This window comes from Massilia sp. Root418 (genome assembly GCF_001425265.1).
Lineage (GTDB): Bacteria > Pseudomonadota > Gammaproteobacteria > Burkholderiales > Burkholderiaceae_D > Rugamonas.
The window spans coordinates 344,076-363,520 of sequence record NZ_LMEC01000024.1 but is presented as its reverse complement, the minus strand read 5'-3'; the positions used below and the strand labels follow the sequence as shown (position 1 = coordinate 363,520).

Sequence of the window (19,445 nt, the reverse complement as noted above, 5' to 3'; positions counted from 1 at the left end):
AACATTGCTAACTTTAAAATGTGTCGGCCGTCACATTTTGGTCCATCCAGGCCTGCGGTCTAGAACTTATATTTCAGGTTCAGGTAGAACTGGCGTCCGGACACGTCCAGTTTCTGCGGCTCCTCTTCGCTGTAGCGGTACTGCGCGCGCACCTGGTTCAGCAGGTTGGTGGCGTCGAAGGTCACCTGCCAGTTCTTGGCGAAGGTGTAGTTGGCCGAGAATGCCAGGGTGGTCACGCCGGCCGCCATGGTGGGGGCGGTCGGCATGGCCACGCCGTTGATGACGGACTGGCCCTGGCTGTTGGCGGTGGGCGAGGGCGCGGTGCTGCTGTTGACGTATTTGCCGCGGTAGTTGGCCACCAGGCGGGTGCTGAACACGTCGTTCTCGAAATAGGCGCCCAGGTTGCCCGCCCATTCGGACGCGCCCACCATCGGCCGGCCGTCGTCGACCTTGGTCTTGGCGCGGCTGACGTTGCTCTGGAAGCCGAAGCCGCCCCAGATCGGCTGCTCGTAGGACAGCTCGATGCCGCTGATCTTGGCGCCCTGCTGGCCGGACGAGTTGATGGAGAAGGTCTTCACCTGCGAGTCGCGCGGGTCGATCAGCTGCACGGTGGCGCCGGTGGGGTTGCCGCCGGTTTTCACGTAGCCGTCGATTTTCGAGTGGAACAGGTTGACCGCCACCAGCGAGCGCGGCTTGAAGTACCAGGCCCAGGACAGGTCCACATTGTCCGAGGTGAGCGGCTTCAGGTCCGGGTTGGGGCCGGTCACGGCGCAGCCGCTGGCGTCGCAGGTCGGCGTGCCGAAGCCGGTGCCCAGCACGTTGTAGTTCTGGCGGCCGATGGTGCGGCTGGCGCCGAAGCGGGCGATCATGTCCTTCTGCAGCTCGTAGCGCAGGTTCAGGCTGGGCAGCAGGTTGTTGAAGCTGCGGTCGGTGGCGGTCTTGTAGTACAGGATGCCGCTCTTCGGATTGAAGGGCACGCCGTCGTAGTAGGCCTGCGCTTCGCCGGCGGTGGTGATGGCGCCGGGGAAGGCGGCGCAGGTGGTGGCCGGCTTGCCGGGCTCGGTGCGGTCGCAGGCGCCGGCCGGGATCGGGGTCGGGATCTGCGCATTGATCCGGGTGCGCACCCAGCGCAGGCCGAGATTGCCGGACCAGCGTTCGCCTTCCAGGTTGCCCATCAGGTAGGCCGCCGTCTGGCGCTCGCGCATGTCGATCTCGGTGGCCACGCGGCGCTCCCACTCGGGCGTGGTGGTCTTGGTGTTGGCCGCCATGTAGGCTTGCAGCGCTTGCGGGGTGAAGCTGAAGCCGGTGTTGTCCCAGTTGCCGCCGCCCAGGTCGTTGCCGAAGTCGCCCGGGTAGGGCACGATGCCGCTGCCGGACGGCTCGGCCACCGAGGCACCCTTGAAGGCCGGGTTCCAGCGCCCGCTCTTGCGTTTGTGGTCGGCAAAGCGCACGCCGCTTTCCAGCGATTGCAGGATGCCTTTGTCCACCTTGTATTCGGCGTCCAGCGCGCCGCTGCTTTCTTTGTCCACGGTGCGGATGCCGGAAATGGTGCGGCCTACCAGCTTGTAGCCGCTGCCGTCCGGGTTCAGGCCCACGGTGTTGCTGCCGGCGCCGATGTAGTGCGAGTCCGGTGCGTCCTTCAGGCCGTTGAGGCTGTAGGAAATGCCGGTGCCGTAGCGGGCGTAGGTCAGGCCCTGGTCGGCCTGGGTGGTGCCCACGCCGCGGGTGATGCTCAGCAGGGTCTTCAGGGTCAGGGCGCTGCTGGCGCGGTATTTGGCGTCCAGGTCCAGGAAGCCGCTGGTGGCCTTGGCGCCTTCGCGGAAGAAGCCCTCCGAGTTGCCCACGTACTGGGGCGTGGTGCCGTCCGGGAACACGATGTCCGCGCTCTTCAGCACGCGCAGCGGGTGGCCGTACATGGTGGTTTCGTTGACGATGACCGGGTTGCGGATCTGCGCGTACACGCGCTGGCCGTTGGAGCTGGTGTTGGCGCTGGTGGCGGCCACGCCGCCCAGCGGATCGTTCTTGCCCAGCAGCATGCTGTACATGGCGCCGGAGGTCAGGCGGCCGTTGTTGTTGGCCTTCATTTCCGAGTAGAAGCCGGTGGCGGTCACGTCCAGGTCGGCGTTCGGCTTGTACTGCAGCGACAGCAGGCCGCCCGAGCGGTCGCGCACGCCTTCCACGAATTCCGAGCTCATCGAGCCGGGCATGCGCACGCCGTTCAGGTCGGCCGCCTTGAGGCCGGTGCCGGCCAGCGAGGCGTCGGTGATGCCCAGCATGGTGCTGGTGTTGATCACGTCCCAGCCGCTGCTGGCGCCGTAGGCGAAGCGCGACACCGAGTCGCGCCGGCTGTAGCGCTTTTCCTTGAAGCCCTGCACGATCACGCCCAGGGTGCCGTCGGCGTTTTTCCAGTTGAAGGTGGCGTTCAGGTCGGGCGAGGTCTTGTCCGGCAGCTGGGCGTAGGTCAGGCCGGCGCTGATCACGCCGCCGAAGTTCGCTTTTTGCTGCAGCGGCTTGCGGGTGGTGACGTTGATGGTGCCGGCCATGCCGCCGTCCACGATGTTGGCTTGCGAGGTCTTGTAGACGATGGCCTGGTTCAGCACCGAGGACGGCATGAGCGACAGGCTGGTGCTGCGGCTGCTGGAGCCCTGGTCGGCCACGTACCAGTCGCCGCCGGAGACGGTGTGGCCGTTGAACAGGATGAGCGACATGTCCGGATTGGTGCCGCGCATGGACACTTTTTCCGCTTCGTCGTAGTCGGTGCGCACGGCCACGCCGGCCAGGCGCTGCAGGGAGTCGGCCAGGTTCTTGTCCGGCATCTTGCCCACGTCCTCGGCGGTGATGACCTCCACGTTGGCCGTGGCGTCCTTCTTCACGCCCAGCGACTTGGCCAGCGAGGCGCGGATGCCGGAAACCTCGACCTTCTGCATGGCTGGCTCTTCGGCCTGCTGTGCCCAGGCCGGCGCCGCCATGGCGCCCAGCGCGATAGAAATGGCTGCCGCCACCGGTGTCTTCTTCACGTTCATGCCTTGCTCTCCCTGTTATTAATTGGTATGCAAGTGGCAGTATTGATGAACAGGGCCGGGCTGAACAATGAGTTCTGTTGTTGGAACTATAACCTTGAGGAATGAGCAGGCGAATCGGGCCGTGGCTCAGCGCCGCAGCCAGCGGCTGAACGGCGCCAGGTCGGTACCCGGTTCCACGTACCACGCCTTGCGCGTCCAGTCGAATCTGGCGCCAAGGGCCTTGACCTGCTGCGCTTCATGGATGGTGGCGCTCAGGTAATAGCGCTCGGGCTGCTGCAGCGACTGTTGTTGCGCAGCCTCAGTATTGCGCGCGATGGCCTGTTCGGCCGCAGCGGCGGTGGGGCCGAGCCGCATGCGGGCCAGGTAGGCGCTGCGCTGGCCGGCCTCCGCAGGCGACAGCAGCGTGAGGCGGACCTTGGCGCGCGTGGCGGCCACGTAGAACAGGTTTTCCTCTTCGCTGGCGGCGAACATGGGGTTGGGGAATTCGCCCGCTTCCAGGAAGGGCAGGATCACGTGCTCGAATTCCTTGCCCTTGGCGTTGGCCGCGCAGTCCAGGGTCACGTAGTCCTTGTCCCGCTTGCGGCTGGCGAAGGCCTCGGCCGCGTTCAGCGTCTGCCAGAATTCGGCCAGGGTCTGGCCGGTCTGTTCGGCGAAGGCCAGGAAACCGGCCACCGACTTGGACACCACGCTGGCCTCGTAGGGGCGCACGAAGATGCGCTTGGCGGACTGCTCCAGGTTCATCTGGCCGCAGATGGCGCGCAGCGCTTCGGCCGCGCTGGTGGCGGGATCGAGCGCGGCGGCGTAGTCGATGGCGGCGGCGATCACGCCGCGCATGGCGCTGGTGCCGCTGCTGCCGTAGTTGCCGCCGTCGCCCTCGATGTACAAGGTGTAGAAGTCGCCCAGCAGCGAGGGCGTGCGCGCCACTTCGCGCTTGGCCATCTCCAGCCGCTGCGGGGACAGGGTCACTTCGCCGAACACGGCCAGCGCCTCGACGATGGCGGCGCGCACCTCCAGCGATTTCACCGCTTCCAGGTCGCGCAGCGCGATCGCCACCATGCCGCGCAGGAAGAGGATCTCGTCGCGCTGCAGGTAGCCTGCCATGGCGGGCGTGCGGTAGCCGATTTTCGCCTTCAGCAGCGCGTTTTCCACGGCGATGGACTGGTGCCGGTCGCGCAGCAGGATGGCGCAGCCTTCCAGCGGATATCCGTCGCGTTTCCAGGCCTTGATGGCGGCCACCACCTGCTCGCCGCAGGCATCGGCGTCAGCGTAGTGCGCCTGCCGGATTTCCGTGTGCAGCGGCAGGCTCGATTCCACCGGCTTGTTCTTGAACTCCTTCATCGCGTAGGCCAGGTGCGGCCCGTGGCGGTAGGTGTAGGTCAGCGGGTAATGCTTCAGGCCGGGGTAGTTGCGGGCGAAGCGGTGCTCCAGGAATTCCTGGCTGGCGCCCAGCTTGGAGTAGATCACCTGGTCCTTGTCGCCGGCGCCGACGAAATAGCAGTCCGGCCGCGCCAGCAGCGCGTTCAGGATGCGGAAGGCCGCTTCGTTCAGGTCGTGCAGCTCGTCGCACACCACCACCCGGTAGGCCGGCAGCGCCTGCGCATTCTCGGATGATTGCGACAGCATGCAGGCCAGGTCGTAGGTGGCGTCGAACGGTCCCCGGAACTCGGCGCCCTCGTCGCCGCCCAGGCGCATGGTTTCGTATTCGCAGGTGGTCAGGTAGTCGGTCAGCGGCACCTTGAGCAGGTCGGCCGCTTCCTCCAGTTCCATGAACTCCAGGTCCGCGTCCAGCGCCATGGTGGCCTTGAGCGTGAGCTGGATGTCGAGGAATTGCGACAGCGCGATATTGTGGGTGCGGATGTCGAGATAGTCCACCTGGCCGGTATAGCGTTCGCTCACCCGTTCCAGCGCGTGCAGCACATAGGGCTTGAGCTGGCGCGCCTGCGCCAGCCGTTCGGCGCCGCCGCTGCCGCTCTGGGCCAGCATGCGCGCCGAGAAGTCCTCGAAGGTGGCCACGTCCACCCGCGCCGCGCTGGCGTAGGGGATGCCGATGTCCAGCAGGCGCTGGCGCATCACGTCGCGCGCTTCGGGCGTGAACACCAGCGCCAGGATCTGCTCGGGCGCCAGCTTGCGCGCCAGCGCCTCGCCGATGCGCAGGGCCAGCGTGGTGGTCTTGGCGGCGCCTGCGTTGGCGTCGATCAGCACCACCTTGTTCTGGGCCAGCTGGATGGCGGTCTGCTCAGGGGTGCGTATCAGGCCTTGCGGGGTGAAGCGGGGCGTATTGGATTCGGTCATCCCGCCAGTATACATCGTGGCTTGCGGCCGGCTTGCCTTCATTCCTAGCGCACGGTCTCCACCTCGGCCGTGAATACGTAGCCGGCGCCGCGCTCGGTGCGGATGAAGGGCTGGGCGCCGTCCGGCTCCAGCTTCCTGCGCAGGCGGCCCACCTGCACGTCGATGGCGCGGTCGTACACTTCGTCGTTGTGCAGGCGCGACATGTCCAGCAGCTGCTCGCGCGAGAGCACGCGCTGCGGCGCGGCCAGGAAGGCGGCCAGCAGGTTGAATTCGTTGTTGGTGAGCGCCACGGGGGCGCCGGCGGGCGTGCTCAGGCGGCGCTGCCGCACATTCAGCACCCAGCCGGCAAAGCGGTAGGCGCGCACCCGCGCCAGGCCCTCGGCCACCGACTGCTGGGCGCGCGCGCGGCGCAGCAGGGCGCGGATGCGGGCCAGCAGCTCGCGCGGCGAGAAGGGTTTGGTCAGGTAGTCGTCGGCGCCCAGCTCAAGGCCCATCACGCGGTCCGCCTCGTCCTTGCGGCCGGTAAGGATGATGATGGGCAGGTTGGAATGGTCGCGCAGGCGGCGGGCGATGTGCATGCCATCCTCGCCGGGCAGTTTCAGGTCCAGGATCAGCAGGTCGATCACTTCCTCGGCCATCACGCGGTCCACCCCGCTGCCGTCCGGCAGGGCGGTGGTGCTGATGTCATGGTCGCCCAGGTAGTCGGCTATCATCTGGCGTATGCCAGCGTCGTCATCCACTACCAGCACGTGCGCTTCGCCTGCCATGGTGGGCGGTTCCTGTTGGAAGAACGGCATGTCGCCGCCACAGGATTGTAACAGGATAGTTACCGGCGTCTTCCATGTCAATTGACACATTCCCTGGCCGCCGCAGCATACTACTGCTTTGACCGCAGTGCATAACTGTGACACAGTTTCGTCTACTTCCGCCGCCACGCCATGGACCGTCCAACCGCCAGCAAACCTGTCCCGCTCTCCGGCCCCGGCCCCAGTCCCGGCCCCAGTTCCGCCCCGGCGCGGGCGGAGGCGGACGTGCCGGCGCTGCTGCTGGCCGGCGAAAAGCGCCTGCTGGAGATGATTGCGCGCGCCCAGCCGCTGGCCGGCATCCTGGACGCCTGCTGCCGGCTGTTCGACGACCTGGCCGACGATGCCGTCAGCTCGGTGCTGCTGCTGGACGAAGGCGGCACGCTGCTGCGCCCGGGCGCGGCGCCCAACCTGCCGCCGGGCTTCATGCTGGCGCTGGAAGGCTCGGCGCTGATCGGGCCGGCCGAGGGCTCCTGCGGCACCGCCGCCTGGCGCCGCGAGCCGGTATTCGTGGCCGACATCGCCAGCGACCCGCTGTGGGACAAATACCGCCGCCTGCCGCTGGAATATGGCTGGCGGGCTTGCTGGTCCATGCCCATCCTGTCCAGCAGCGGCAAGGTGCTGGGCACCTTCGGCGTGTACGCGCGCCGCGCCCGTGCGCCCACCGCCCTGCAGTGCAACGTGATCGCGCGCTTTTCCGACCTGGCCAGCATCGCCATTGAACGCAGCAGCTCGATGGCGGCCCTGCGCCGTTCCGAGGAGCGCTACGAACTGGCCGTCGATGCCGCCGGCGACGGCCATACCGACTGGATCGTGGCCAGCGACACCTTCTACGCGTCGCCGCGCTTTCTTGCGCTGTGCGGCATGCCGCCCGAGACGGTGTTCGCCAACCGCGCCGATTTCACCGCGCGCTTTCCCTTCCATCCGGAAGAGCGGCAGCGCGTGATCGACCAGCTGGGCGAGCACTTCGCCGGCAGCACCATCCGCTTCCAGCTGGAGCTGCGCATCCTCGTGCGCGGGGAAGTGCGCTGGCTGCAGCTCACCGGCCTGTGTTCGCGCGACGCGCAGGGGCGGCTGGTGCGCTGGAACGCGGCCACCACCGACGTCACCGACCGGGTGCGCAGCGAGACAGCGCTGCGCGCCTCCGAGCAGCGCTATGCGCTGGCCATGAGCGCGGCCGAGGAAGGCCACTGGGACTGGGACATCCAGCGGGACGAGTTCTACGGCTCGCCGCGCATGCTGGAGATGTACGGCTTCCCGCCCGACACCGTGTTCGCCGGCCGTGCCGATTTCCTGGCGCGCTTCCCCTTCCACCCGGAGGACAAGCCGAAGTGGGAGAAGGCGGCGGCCGAGCACTTCGCCGGCCGCAGCGCGCGCTTCGACCTGGAGATCCGCATGATGCCGCGCGGCGAAGTGCGCTGGATCCACCTGACCGGCATCTGCCAGCGCGACGCGGCCGGCACTCCGGTGCGCTGGACCGGCGCTGTCAGCGACGTCACCGAGCGCCGCCGCCTGGAGGAGCAGCTGCGGCTGGCGCAGCGGCTGGAGGCGATGGGCACGCTGGCGGGCGGCATCGCGCACGACTTCAACAACATCCTGGCTTCGATCCTGGGCTACGGCGAAATGGCGCTGCGCGATGCGCCCGAGGGCAGCCGGCTGCGGCGCGACGTGGGCCAGATCGTGGCGGCCGGCGAGCGCGGGCGGGCGCTGGTGGACCGCATCCTGGCGTTCAGCCGCAGCGGCATGGGCGAGCGGGTGGCGGTGCACGTGGAGGCGGTGGCGCGCGAGGCGCTGGACCAGCTGGCGTCCCAGCTGCCGGACGGCGTGCAAGTGAGCGCCCGCTTGCAGGCCGGGCGCGCGGCCATGCTGGGCGACTGCACCCAGGTGCACCAGGTGCTGAGCAACCTGATGCTCAACGGCGCGCAGGCCATGGAGCACGGCGGCCTGCTGCGGGTGGCGCTGGAGACGCGCAGCTATCGCGAGCGCTCGCTGGCCACCATCGGCAGTATCGCGGCGGCGGACTACATCGTGCTCACCGTCAGCGACAGCGGCGCCGGCATCCCGCCGGCCATCCTGGGACGCATCTTCGATCCCTTCTTCACCACCAAGCAGGTGGGCGTGGGCACCGGGCTGGGGCTGTCGATGGTGCACGCCATCGTGACGGAACTAGGCGGGGCGGTCAGCGTGGCCAGCACCGAGGGCCAGGGCAGCACCTTCACGGTATTCCTGCCGCGCAGCGGCGACGCGCCGGCCGACGGCGCCGCCGGCACGCAGCCCGCCGCGCCGCGCGGCCGTGGCCAGCGCGTGCTGGTGGTGGACGACGAGGAAGCGCTGGCGCGGCTGGCCGGCGCCATGCTGGACGACCTGGGCTACGGGCATGACGCCTTCACTTCCCCGGCGCTGGCGCTGGCCGCGTTCTCGGCGGCGCCGGAGCGGTACGACGCGGTGATCACCGACGAGCGCATGCCGGGCATGTCCGGCTCGGAGCTGATCCGTGCGCTGCGCGCGCTGCGCGCCGGCATTCCCGTGGTGCTGGCCAGCGGCTACTCGGGGGCGGCATTGGCCCGGCAGGGCGGCGCCGGCGGCGTGCTGCGCAAGCCGTATTCCGTGATGGAGCTGGCATTGGCGCTGGAGCAGATTTTCGGGCCGCATGTCAATTGACACAATTGGAGGGGTTCGCGTCATGCCGGGGACACGCTTAGCTGGCATACTGCAAGTTCGAACGCGCATTGCATTACAAGAGGACAGCATGTTTTACGACGCCACAGACGCTAGCGAGCCGGTGTTGGCCTTTCATTCCTTCCGTTTTTTTCCGGCACGCCGCACGCTTTACGAGGACGACCGCCCGCTGCGGCTGGGCAGCCGCGCCATCGATATCCTGCACGTGCTGCTTGAGCGCGCCGGCGAAACCGTGACCAAGGACCAGCTGATCGCGCGCGCCTGGCCCAACACCGTGGTCGAGGAAGGCAATCTGCGTGTGCACGTGGCCGCGCTGCGCAAGATGCTGGGCGAGCGCCATATTGAAAACGTGGTCGGGCGGGGCTATTGCTTCATTACGCCGGTGGTGCGCAGCGACGCGGGGGCCATTCCCCACGCCTCCGCCACCGGGCCCGACGCCGCCAGCGCGGCCGCCGGCGGGCAGTCCAGCACCGTCTATCTGCCGCAAAGCGACGGCTTGCCGCCCTGCGCCACGCGCATCTTCGGGCGCGACCAGACCGTGGAAGCGCTGCGGGAGCAATTGGCGGAGCGGCGCTTCGTGACCATCGTCGGCACCGGCGGCATGGGCAAGACCACGGCCGCGCTGGCGGCTGCCGAACGCATGCAAGGCCATTGGCGGCAAGGCACGGTCTTCGTCGACCTGGCCTCGCTGACGCATCCCGGGCAAGTGCCGCAGGCGCTGGCCGCCGCGCTGGTGATGGAGCATCCGGCCGCCATGAGCGCGGCCGACATCACGGCCGCGCTGCGCAGCCACCACATGCTGCTGATACTGGACAGCTGCGAACACGTGCTGGAAGCGGTGTCGCTGCTGGCTGAACAGATCCTGCACGGCGCGCCCGGCGTGCGCCTGCTGGCCACCAGCCGCGAACCGCTGCGGGCCGAAGGCGAGTGGGTGCACCGCTTGCCGGCATTGGAACTGCCGCCCGAGCCGGCCCCGGACGCGCCGCCGCTGACCATGGCGCAAGCCCTGTCCTATGCCTCGGTGCAGCTGTTCGCCGAGCGGGTGCAGGCCAGCGCCGCCGGGCTGGCGCTGGGCGACGCGGAAGCGCCGCAGATCGCCGACATCTGCCGCCGCCTGGACGGCATTCCGCTGGCGATCGAACTGGCCGCCGCGCGCGTGGAACTGCTGGGCATACGCGGCCTGGTGGCGCGCCTGGACGACTGCTGCTACCTGCTCAAGGGCGGGCGGCGCACGGCCAAGGTGCGGCACCGCACGCTGGAGGCAACGCTGGACTGGAGCTACGCGCTGCTGGGCGAACGGGAGCGCAACCTGCTACACCGGCTGTCGGTGTTCCGGCGCCGCTTCTCGCTGGAGGAGGCGCTGTCCATCGGCGCGGACAGCCGGGAGGGCCTGGAGGAGGCGATGGATGCGCTATCGAGCCTGGTGAGCAAATCGATGCTGGCCACCGTGGCCGATACCGGCGCGGCGCGCTACCGCATGCTGGAGACCACGCGCAGCTACGCGGCGGCCAAGCTGGCCGAGAGCGGCGAGCACGACGTGATCCTGGCGCATTATGTGGCGCTCAGCGGTCCGCCGCGCTGAGGGCCGTTCCGAGGTCCGATCCAAGGCCGCTCCAAGGCCGGCTCTAAGGCACGCTCAAAGGCCCGCTCCGGGACGCCCCTGCGCCTGCCTGCGCGCGCGTCTCCAGCAGCCGGGCCCATGCCGGCACCGCCTCGTGCCAGAACGCCTGCACGCTGCCGGCCTGGATATCCAGGCCCAGGAAGCGGGCCGCCGGCAGCAGGGCGGACTGCAGCAGCTCATCCAGCGGCGCGCCGTTGTCGAAGGCTTGCGCGCCGGTCTGCTTGGACAGCTTCTCGCCGTCCGCATTGGCCACTACCGGCACGTGCAGATACCTCGGCTGCGCCAATCCCAGCAGCTCCTGCAGGTAGATCTGGCGCGGCGTCGAGTCCAGCAAGTCCGCGCCGCGCACGATGTCCGTGATGCCTTGGGCGCCGTCGTCCACCACCACCGCCAGCTGGTAAGCCCAGAAACCGTCGGCTCGCCGTATCACGAAGTCGCCCACCTCGGCGGTCAGGTCCTGGCATACCTGGCCGTGCCAGCGGTCCTGGAAGCAGATCACGCGGTGCGGCTCCTGCGGCGTGCGCAGCCGCAGCGCGCGCGCCACCTTGCCCGGCGCCAGGCCGTTGCGGCAGGTGCCCGGGTACACCAGCGCCGATGAGGCATGCCCCATGCGCAGCTGCGAGTCCTGGATCTCCTTGCGCGAGCAGGCGCAGGGATAGACCGCGCCCGCGTGGCCCAGCTGCGCCAGGGCCGCCTCGTACAGGTCCGTGCGCAGGGTTTGCCACGTCACTTCGCCGTCCCACTGCATGCCGCAGCGCTGCAGCGAGGCCAGGATGTGCTGGTCCACGCCGGCCACGTTGCGGTCGCGGTCCAGGTCCTCGATGCGCACCAGCCACTGGCCGCGGTGCGCCTTGGCGTCCAGATAGCTGGCCATGGCGGCCACCAGCGAACCGAGGTGCAGGGGGCCGGTGGGGGAGGGCGCGAATCGGCCGATGTAGGGAGGGCGGGCTGACGTCATGTGAAAAGTATCCCCGACCGGTGCAGTGCCCGTCAACCGCCGCTTGCTGCAGCGCGCAACGGACCTGTGGGAAAGTTCGCATACAATGCTCGGCGCGGCGATGTGGCCGCCTTCACGACTTCCCATAAGAACACCATGCAGAAACTGATCCCGTCCGTTCTCGCCGCCGCCCTCTCCGCATCGCTGGCGCTCACCATCCCGGCGCATGCCGCCGCGCCCAATGCCGCCAACGCCGCGCAGCAGAAGCAGCCCAAGGTGCAGGAAGCGCCGCTGCGTGCGCACCTGGCTTTCCTGTCCAGCGACCTGCTGGAAGGGCGCGGCACCGGCCAGCGCGGCGGGGACCTGACGGTGGCCTACCTGGAAACGCAGGCGCTGGCCGCAGGCCTGAAACCGGTGTTGGGCAAGAGCTTCCGCCAGGCGGTGCAGATCGCGGGCGTGAAGTCGCTGCCCGCCGACAGTTCGCTGCGCCTTGAAGTGAACGGTGCGGCGCTGCCGGCCGCTTTCGGCAAGGACTGGGTGTGGGCGCCGGGCGATGCCCAAGCTGCGCATGCGCTGGACGCGGAACTGGTCTTTGTTGGCTACGGCACGGTCGCGCCGGAAGAAGGCTGGAACGATTTCAAGGGCCAGGACATGAAAGGCAAAGTGCTGGTGATGATGGTGAACGACCCGCAGCCGAGCGCCGGGCAGCCCGGCCGCTTTGGCGGCCAGGCGCTGACCTACTACGGACGCTGGACCTACAAGTTCGAGGAAGCCGCGCGCCAGGGCGCCGCCGGGGTGCTGCTGATCCACACCACGCCCAGCGCGTCGTACGGCTGGAGCGTGATCCGGAACAGCTGGGACAACGTGGAGCGCTTCCAGCTGGCGCAAGGCGCCACCGGCACCGGCCTGCAAGGCTGGCTGACGGACGACACCGCGCGCAGCCTGTTCAAGGCCGCCGGCCAGGACCTGGACGCGCTCCGTGCCGCCGCCGAAAGCAAGGACTTCCGGCCGGTGCCGCTGAAAGCCCGCGTGGCAGGCGAGATGAAGGCCGCCGTGCGCCGCCTGGAACAGTTCAATGTGGCCGGCGTGGTGCCGGGCACCGATCCCAAGCTGAAGGATGAGGTGGTGATCTACAGCGCCCACTGGGACCATCTGGGCAGGCAGGGCAGCGATGGCGGCGGTGAGGGCCACGCCGCGACCGATACCATCTTCAACGGCGCCGTCGACAATGCCTCCGGCAGCGCCGCGCTGCTGGCCATGGCGCAGGAGGCGTCGCAGCATCCGGCCCGGCGCAGCCAGATGTTCCTGTGGGTGGCAGCCGAAGAGCAGGGCCTGCTGGGCAGCGAAGCCTACGCGACGGCGCCCCTGTGGCCGCTGGCCAAGACCGCTGCCAACCTGAACCTGGACAGCCTGAATTTCATCGGCGTCACGCGCGACATCGGTGCGGCGGGCAGCGAGCGCACCGAGCTGGGCAAGATGGCGCAGGCCGCCGCCAAGGCGATGCGGATGGTGGTCTCGGAAGCCAAGCCGGACCTGAGCGGCGGCTACTTCCGCAGCGATCACTTCAGCTTTGCCAAGGTGGGCGTGCCGGCCTTTTCCATCACCGGCGGCCGCGACTACCTGGGCGACAAGGCGGCCGCCAAGGCCAAGGCCGAGGCTTACAGCAAGCGTTACCACCAGGTGTCGGACGAATACGATCCCGCATGGGACATGGCCGGCATGGTGCAGCATGCGCAGTTCGCGCTCAATCTGGGCCGAATGGTGGCGGACGCGCCCCGCATGCCCGAGTGGCAAGCGGGCGACGCCTTCGGCAAAGCCCGCGCCAAATAAATGGCAGCGGCGCGCCTGACGTCCCTGGACGCGTTCCGGGGCTTCACCATCGCCAGCATGCTGCTGGTGAATAATCCCGGCGACTGGAGCCACCTGTATTCGCAGCTGGCGCACGCGCACTGGAACGGCTGGACCTTCACCGACTGGATCTTTCCCTTCTTCCTGTTCATCGGCGGCATCTCGATGGCCTTCTCGCTGGGGCGCGCGGCGGACGCGGGCGCGGACAAGGGCGCCTTGCTGCGCAAACTGTTCAAGCGCGCGCTGCTGATCTTCCTGATCGGCTTCCTGCTCAACTACATTCCGCGCTTCGACCTGTCCACGGTGCGCATTCCCGGCGTGCTGCAGCGGATCGCGCTGTGCACCTTGCTGGCCGCGCCGCTTGTGGTGTACTTCAACTGGCGCCAGCTCATCGCTTGGATTGCCGGCCTGCTGGCCTTCTACAGCGCGGTGATGCTGCTGGTGCCGGTGCCGGACGTGAACGGCGTGGTGGGCGCCGGCGTGCTGGAACCTGGCCGCGACTTCGGCGCCTGGCTGGACCGCCAGTTCCTGGACGGCCACATGTGGGTGCAGTCGAAAACCTGGGACCCGGAAGGCCTGTTCACCACCGTCCCCGCCTTGTGCAGCCAGCTGATCGGCGTGCTGGCCGGGCGCTGGCTGATGTCGGGCGTCGAGCGCGCCGCCAAGACCGCGTGGATGATGCTGGCCGGCCTGGCGCTGCTGCTGGCCGGCGCCATGCTGGACGTGGTGCTCATGCCGATCAATAAGAGCTTGTGGACCACGTCCTACTGCCTGTTCATCAGCGGCTGGGCGCTGCTGATGTTCTCGGCCTTCTACTGGCTGCTGGACGCCAACCCCTCGCAGCGGCTGCGCGCCAGGGCGCAGGGCGCGGCCACGTTCTTCGTCATATACGGCATGAACGCGCTGTTCATCTTCGCCTTGTCCGGCCTGGTGGCCAAGATGCTGGGCTTTATCAAGTTCGCGCAGGAGGACGGCACGCAGCGTTCGCTGGGCGCCATGCTATACGCGCCCATCAAGGCCCTGCCGCTGCAGCCGGAAGCAGCTTCGCTGCTGCACGCGCTGCTGTTCAATGCCGCCATGTTCGCCGTGGCCTGGTTCATGTGGCGCCGGCGCTGGTTCGTGAAAGTGTGACGGTTGTCAAATTGAGATATATAAAAGATAATCTTCGTTCCTCAACTTCCGGCCCCGGCTCCCATGGAAAGCAGCAATCCCTACCAGACACCGCAAACCGTTTTCAATGGCAGCGAGGCCGCCGCGCGGCCGGGTGAGCTGCAGTATGCGGGCTTCTGGCGCCGCTTCGGTGCGTTCTGGCTCGATGCGCTGTGCCTGGCGCCGCTGACCGGTATTGTGCTTTTCCTCAGCACCACCACGCGCTACTTCCACGCGCTATGGCTGGTGCCCGGGCTGCTGTTCGCCTTGTGGTTCAACGTCTACCTGGTGAAACGCTACGGCGGCACGCCGGGCAAGCTGATGCTGAAGATCCGGATCGCCATGGTGGACGGCGCGGCGGTCACCGGCAAGGCGGCCATGCTGCGCTATTCAGTCATGTTCATCTTGAGCGCCCTGGTGTCGCTGGCGCTGGTGATGGCCAGCCTGGCCATGAGCGACGATTTGTACCTCTCGCAGGGTTTCATGCGCATGAATATGACGCTGGTGCAGCACACGCCGGGCTGGTATCCGGGCGTGAACACCGCCATGCAGATCTGGATCTGGAGCGAGTTCATCTCCATGCTGTTCAACAAGCGCCGCCGCGCCGTGCATGACTACATGGCCGGTACGGTGGTGGTGCGCACCTTGAAGGCCTGAACCTTATTGCGCGCGGCGCTGCGCCTCGCCGCGCAGCGCTTCCAGGGTGGCGGGCAGGCTGCGCTTGCTCATGATGTCGACGATCCAGCCCAGGCCGAAGGGCACGGGGCCGGGATCGGCGTAGACCACATACTCCACCAGCGACGCGGCCTCGTTCGCGGGCTGCGCGCTGAACCGCCAATAGCCGGTGGTATCGGCGATGGTGTCTTCCGGCTTCAGGTCGTCGCGCGGCACCAGCTTCCAGGACAACTGGCAGGCGGCGGCGCTGGCCTTGCTGTCCAGCTGCAGGCGGTAGCGCTTCACTTTTCCCAGGGGCAGATCCAGCGTCATGTCGACCAGGGCCTGGCCGGGCTGCGGCGCGGCCACCAGCACGGCGCTGCGCGTGTTGGGCATGTAGCGGCCGTAGGAGGCGTAGTCCTGCACGATGGCGCACAGCCTGTGCGGCGGGGCGTCCATGGCGGTGGTGGCCGAGAAGGTCTTGCCGGTGAGGGCAGCCTGCGGTAGTTCGTTTACCACGACGACCGGCTCCCCATGGGAGGGCGCTGCCGCCAGCAGCATGGCTGCGCCCAGCATGGCCGCGCGCAGCGTAGCGGTGTGGGCGCGCATCAGTGCCGGAACGCCAGCGAGATGACCGTACCCGTCAGGTCGATGCCCTTGATGCTGATGCTGCCGAAGCTCGGCCCTTCCGACCCTCGCACGCGGATGTTCTGGAAGCTGATCTCGCCAATGGAAGTTGGCAGGTTCAAGGTCAGCGAGCCGTCCTTGGCGATGGTGGCGGCAGCCTTGCCGGGATCGTAGACCACGTTCTTCATGCTGGTATCCGATTCGAGGAAACCCAGCACGGGATTGAGCGCCTTGGCCAGGTCGCCGATCACTTCCACGCCGTTGCTGTTGATCTGCTGCTTCACGTGCTGCACCAGTTCCTCGTTCAGGCCCTGCGCCGAGGTGGCGCCCAGTTCCTCCTCCGTCAGCGGCTGCATCAGCGGCGCCGTCGCCGCCACGGCGGGCAGCGCAGCGGCGGCGTAGGACTCCAGCGGCGCCAGCAGGGCGGCGACCACCGCCGCAGCCATGCGCAGGTGGCGTTGCCTGCGCAGCGCTTCCTGCACGTGCTGCTGCGTGACCAGGTTCCATTCCGCGAAAATGTCGCCCAGGCGCTGGCCGGTGGCGCGCTGGTGTTCGATTGCCCGCGCCAGCTGCTCTTGCGAAATCAGCTTCTGCTTCACCAGCAGCTGGCCGAGCAGCGCCTTGTTGTGATCCTGTTTGAACCAGGCCATGCAGTTCTCCTTTCAGGTGGACGACGCCGGCCCGCGCGGCGGCGCGTGGTTGACGATGTCGGACGGGGTCATGCCGAACCAGCGCTTGCAGGCACGGTAGAAGGCGCTGGGTTCCGAGAAGCCGAGCTGGAAACTGAGCATCTTCAGCGACAGCTCGCCGGTGGACAGCGACTGCCGCGCCAGTTCGCGCCGGGTGTCATCCACCAGGGTGGTGAAGCTGGTGCCTTCCTCGGCCAGCCGCCGCTGCAGGGTGCGTTCGCTCATCATCATGTGCGCGGCCACGTCCTCGCGGTGCGGCGGGCCTTTCGGCAGCATCACCGCCACCATGGCCTGCACCCGCGCGGTGATGGTGGGCGGCTGCGCGTGCGCCAGGCCGGCCAGCACGCCGTTGCCGCCCCGGTAGTCGGGCAGCGCCGCCACCAGGTCGGTGTCGGCGAACTCCATCACGTTGCCGGGACGGCCGAAATGCACCGGGCAGCCGAAGGTCTGCGCGTACAGTTCGGCGTTGGCCGGTTCCGGGAAGGCGTATTCCACCAGTACCGGGGCGGCGTCGTCGCGGCCGGCCGCGCTGCGCAGGCTGCGCAGCAGCACGCACCAGACGAAGTCGTAGCGCTGCTGCGGCACCACGCGCTGCGAACCGGGCAGCACCAGGCCTACCCGCGTGTGGCCGTGGCAGCGCTCGATGGTGCTCTGCACCGTGGGCGACACCAGCATGATGTGGCCCATCACGCCCAGCCAGCCCAGACGGTGCGGCGTGGATACCTTGAGGCCGATCAGCGGGTCGCCCGAATGCTCCACCAGCAGCGACCACAGGTGGCTCAGTTTGTCGGACAGCGTGAGCGCGTCGCATGCCAGGCCGTCGCCTTCGTCCAGGCCGGCCTGCTGGAACAGCGCTTCGGCCTGGACGCCGGAGTGGGCCAGGCGCGACTTCACGCCGCGCACCAGATGCAGGGCAGAGGAGTAAGCCATGCCGCCTCCTGCGCTCACGGCGTAACCGCGCTGCGCAGGCGCAGGCCGATGCGCTGTTTCAGGTCCTGCAGCTTGGGGTTGATGACCGGGCCGGTGTCGGCCGCCACTCCCTCGCCCAGGCTCTTTTGCAGCTCGGGCAGCAGCTTCTCGAACTTCTGCTTGACCGGCGATTCGAGAATGGCCACCATCTGCCGCAGCTCGTCTTCCGTGAAGCGCTCCGCCAGCAGCGGCGCCACTTTGGACGGGATCAGCTTCTGCGCGCTGGCGCGCACGGTGGGCGTGGCCTCGTCCATGAACTTCTGCGCTTCGCCCACGATCTCGGTCATGGCGGCGTCGCGCCGGTCGGCCGAGGCGCGGCCTTGCAGCATGGCGCGCGCCTGGGCCACTGCGTCGCTGACGGGGGCCTGCAGCATGGACTGGCCGATGCTGTCCATGTGCCACAGCGACAGCATCCTGTCGATCAGCGCCTGCTTGGCGGGAGGGATGGCGGATGCGGCCGCCGGGGCGGATGCCGCCGCCAGCGCAGGCCCGCCCGCGCACAGGGCCATCATGAATACGGTGTTGCGTAGTACAGACATGATTGATCTCCTAAAAACGCTTGTTGAGATTGAATCCGACATAGCGGACGTGGATGTCGCCGGCCACATCGAGCCCGGCGTAAGGGTTGTAGATCACGTTGAGGAAGGTGTTGCAGTTCAAATTGCAGTCGCTGTTGGCCGGCGCGCTGAAACGGCCCTTCATGTAGGAGCCGGTCAGGCTCACGTCGATGTTGTTGCTGAACTTGTAGGCCAGGCCCAGGCCATACAGCCTTGTGTCCGGCAGCGGCGCGATCAGGTCCAGCTTGTCCGCCGGGACCGAAGACTTGCGCGGCTCGTAGCCGAAGCGCAGCGTCAGTTTGTCGGTGGGGAAGAGCTGCAGGCCGTAGCCGAAATTGACCAGGCTCTTATAGCCGCGCGGGATCTTCAGCTTGCCCGAATCCGGAATGCCGTACAGGCGCGCCACCTCCAGCAGCTTCACGCTCTGGTCGAATTCGAAGGTGAGCGAATTCCAGTCGCCCCAGGTGGCGTAGCTGGCGTCCACATTGAGCTGCACGTATTTGACGGGGCGCAGCTTGATGCCCAGCTGGACGTGGGTGGGGAAGGGAATGGTGGCGCTCAGGTTGCCCTTCTGCTGCACCGGGATCTCGCTGGGAAAACCGAGCACCGCGCCGGCGATGGGGCCGAGCAGGCCGGAGTTCAGGCCCTTGATGAAGTTGCGCAGCATCGGCTCGGTGTTGAACTCGTAGGTGCCGGAGTAGCGCGTCTTGGCGCCGCCCTGGTAGACCGCGCCCAGCGCCAACCATTTGGTGGGTTCCCACAGCACGCCCAGGTTGATGGTGGGATCGAACGGCGCCGTCATCGACAGGCGCATGTTGGCGGCCTGCTTGAAGGGATTGACCATGCCCTCCTTGCCGCCGCCGCACAGGCCGAAGCCGAAGGTGTCCAGGATGTTGCCGCCGCTTTCGGGGCACCAGCCCTGCTGCAGCTTGCCGAACACGCCCAGCAGCTCGTTGGGGAAGCGCATGTGCGTGTCCACCACGAAGGCCGAGTGGGCGATGGGCACGGCCACGCCGAAGCTCAGCGTGTCCGAGTATTTGTAGCCGACCGAGGGCGAGGCGTACACCAGGCGCTGCAGCTGGATCTGGCGGCCGTCGAAGCGGCCGGGATCGTTCACGTCGGTGCTGCGGTCGATGCTGATGGCTTGCGCCATGTAGACTCCGGTGCCGAAGGTGAATTTCGAGTCCGGCTTGTTGAACGCGAAGCCCAGGCCGGGGATGACCACGCCCGGCAGGCGCCAGCCCGGCATGCCGTAGCCGGGAATGTACATGGCCTGGCGCACTGGCCCGGTGCGGGTGCCGGCTACCGGGTCCTGGGTCCAGCCGCCCACGTCGAAGCCGTCCGGCTGGTGGAAGCTGGCGGCGGTGCGGATCGAGGCGCCGAAGGCGTTGTGGCTTTCCATGTCGCCCCGGATGCGCGCCAGGCCGGCCGGGTTGAAGTGAATGGAATCGATGCCCGGCGGGTCGGCCGTGACGGCGTTCCCCAACGCCATGGCGGTGACGCTGGTGGTAAGGTTCTCCACCAGCGCCGCGTGCGCGGGCAAGCCGGCGGCGAGGCCGGCGCAGGCCAGCAAGGTGGCGGGAGCGCTGCGCCGCAT

The 19,445-nt window shown here is 68.0% G+C and carries 14 protein-coding genes; 5 read left to right on the top strand and 9 right to left on the bottom strand.

All coding sequences use genetic code 11. The annotated features are described in order from the left end of the window. Positions 1-59: 59 nt before the first annotated feature. The 3 genes from ASC94_RS26745 to ASC94_RS26735 form a co-directional block, all read right to left on the bottom strand. Positions 60-3,023 (bottom strand): TonB-dependent receptor, encoded by a 2,964-nt coding sequence (locus tag ASC94_RS26745; RefSeq protein WP_056403402.1) that lies wholly within the window; start codon positions 3,021-3,023, stop codon positions 60-62. Between the two features lie 126 nt (positions 3,024-3,149). After that, on the bottom strand, positions 3,150-5,315 hold the full coding sequence (locus ASC94_RS26740) for an ATP-dependent helicase (RefSeq protein ID WP_056403399.1): 2,166 nt from the start codon (positions 5,313-5,315) through the stop codon (positions 3,150-3,152). A 44-nt stretch (positions 5,316-5,359) separates the two neighbouring features. Next, the gene (locus tag ASC94_RS26735; RefSeq protein ID WP_229417420.1) at positions 5,360-6,112 is read right to left on the bottom strand and encodes a response regulator; all 753 of its coding nucleotides are present in this window, start codon (positions 6,110-6,112) and stop codon (positions 5,360-5,362) included. 141 nt (positions 6,113-6,253) lie between these two features. On the opposite strand from ASC94_RS26735, the gene ASC94_RS26730 reads away from it, so the two are divergent. Further along, positions 6,254-8,779 carry an ATP-binding protein gene (locus ASC94_RS26730; protein ID WP_082616858.1) on the top strand — a complete coding sequence of 842 codons (2,526 nt, stop codon included), beginning with the start codon at positions 6,254-6,256 and terminating at the stop codon, positions 8,777-8,779. Positions 8,780-8,867: 88 nt separating this feature from the next. Then, on the top strand, positions 8,868-10,379 hold the full coding sequence (locus ASC94_RS26725; protein WP_056403393.1) for a winged helix-turn-helix domain-containing protein: 1,512 nt from the start codon (positions 8,868-8,870) through the stop codon (positions 10,377-10,379). A 43-nt stretch (positions 10,380-10,422) separates the two neighbouring features. On the opposite strand, the gene gluQRS is transcribed toward ASC94_RS26725, so the two are convergent. After that, positions 10,423-11,376 carry a tRNA glutamyl-Q(34) synthetase GluQRS gene (gene gluQRS / locus ASC94_RS26720; protein WP_056403391.1) on the bottom strand — a complete coding sequence of 318 codons (954 nt, stop codon included), beginning with the start codon at positions 11,374-11,376 and terminating at the stop codon, positions 10,423-10,425. 135 nt (positions 11,377-11,511) lie between these two features. Here gluQRS and ASC94_RS26715 point away from each other — a divergent pair, with 135 nt between their 5' ends. The 3 genes from ASC94_RS26715 (at position 11,512) to ASC94_RS26705 (ending at position 15,009) form a co-directional block, all read left to right on the top strand. After that, the gene (locus ASC94_RS26715) at positions 11,512-13,185 is read left to right on the top strand and encodes a M28 family peptidase (RefSeq protein ID WP_056403387.1); all 1,674 of its coding nucleotides are present in this window, start codon (positions 11,512-11,514) and stop codon (positions 13,183-13,185) included. After that, a complete protein-coding gene (locus tag ASC94_RS26710; RefSeq protein ID WP_056403384.1) occupies positions 13,186-14,334 on the top strand; it encodes an acyltransferase family protein in 1,149 nt (382 codons plus the stop codon). A 63-nt stretch (positions 14,335-14,397) separates the two neighbouring features. Continuing rightward, the gene (locus ASC94_RS26705) at positions 14,398-15,009 is read left to right on the top strand and encodes an RDD family protein (RefSeq protein WP_056403381.1); all 612 of its coding nucleotides are present in this window, start codon (positions 14,398-14,400) and stop codon (positions 15,007-15,009) included. A 3-nt stretch (positions 15,010-15,012) separates the two neighbouring features. Here the strand turns inward: ASC94_RS26705 and ASC94_RS26700 are convergent, their stop codons facing one another. Genes ASC94_RS26700 through ASC94_RS26680 form a run of 5 tightly spaced genes read right to left on the bottom strand, consistent with a single transcriptional unit; the run spans position 15,013 to position 19,445 of the window. Next, on the bottom strand, positions 15,013-15,615 hold the full coding sequence (locus ASC94_RS26700; RefSeq protein WP_056403378.1) for an SRPBCC family protein: 603 nt from the start codon (positions 15,613-15,615) through the stop codon (positions 15,013-15,015). Further along, positions 15,615-16,283 carry a hypothetical protein gene (locus ASC94_RS26695; protein WP_056403373.1) on the bottom strand — a complete coding sequence of 223 codons (669 nt, stop codon included), beginning with the start codon at positions 16,281-16,283 and terminating at the stop codon, positions 15,615-15,617. Before ASC94_RS26695 ends, ASC94_RS26700 begins: the two co-directional genes overlap by 1 nt. A 12-nt stretch (positions 16,284-16,295) precedes the next feature. Continuing rightward, positions 16,296-17,252 (bottom strand): AraC family transcriptional regulator, encoded by a 957-nt coding sequence (locus tag ASC94_RS26690; protein ID WP_056403370.1) that lies wholly within the window; start codon positions 17,250-17,252, stop codon positions 16,296-16,298. A 14-nt stretch (positions 17,253-17,266) separates the two neighbouring features. Further along, positions 17,267-17,830, bottom strand: a complete 564-nt coding sequence (locus tag ASC94_RS26685; RefSeq protein WP_056403367.1) for a DUF2059 domain-containing protein — start codon at positions 17,828-17,830, stop codon at positions 17,267-17,269. Between the two features lie 10 nt (positions 17,831-17,840). Further along, positions 17,841-19,445: an OmpP1/FadL family transporter gene (locus ASC94_RS26680; protein ID WP_056403364.1), complete on the bottom strand. Its 1,605-nt coding sequence runs from the start codon at positions 19,443-19,445 to the stop codon at positions 17,841-17,843.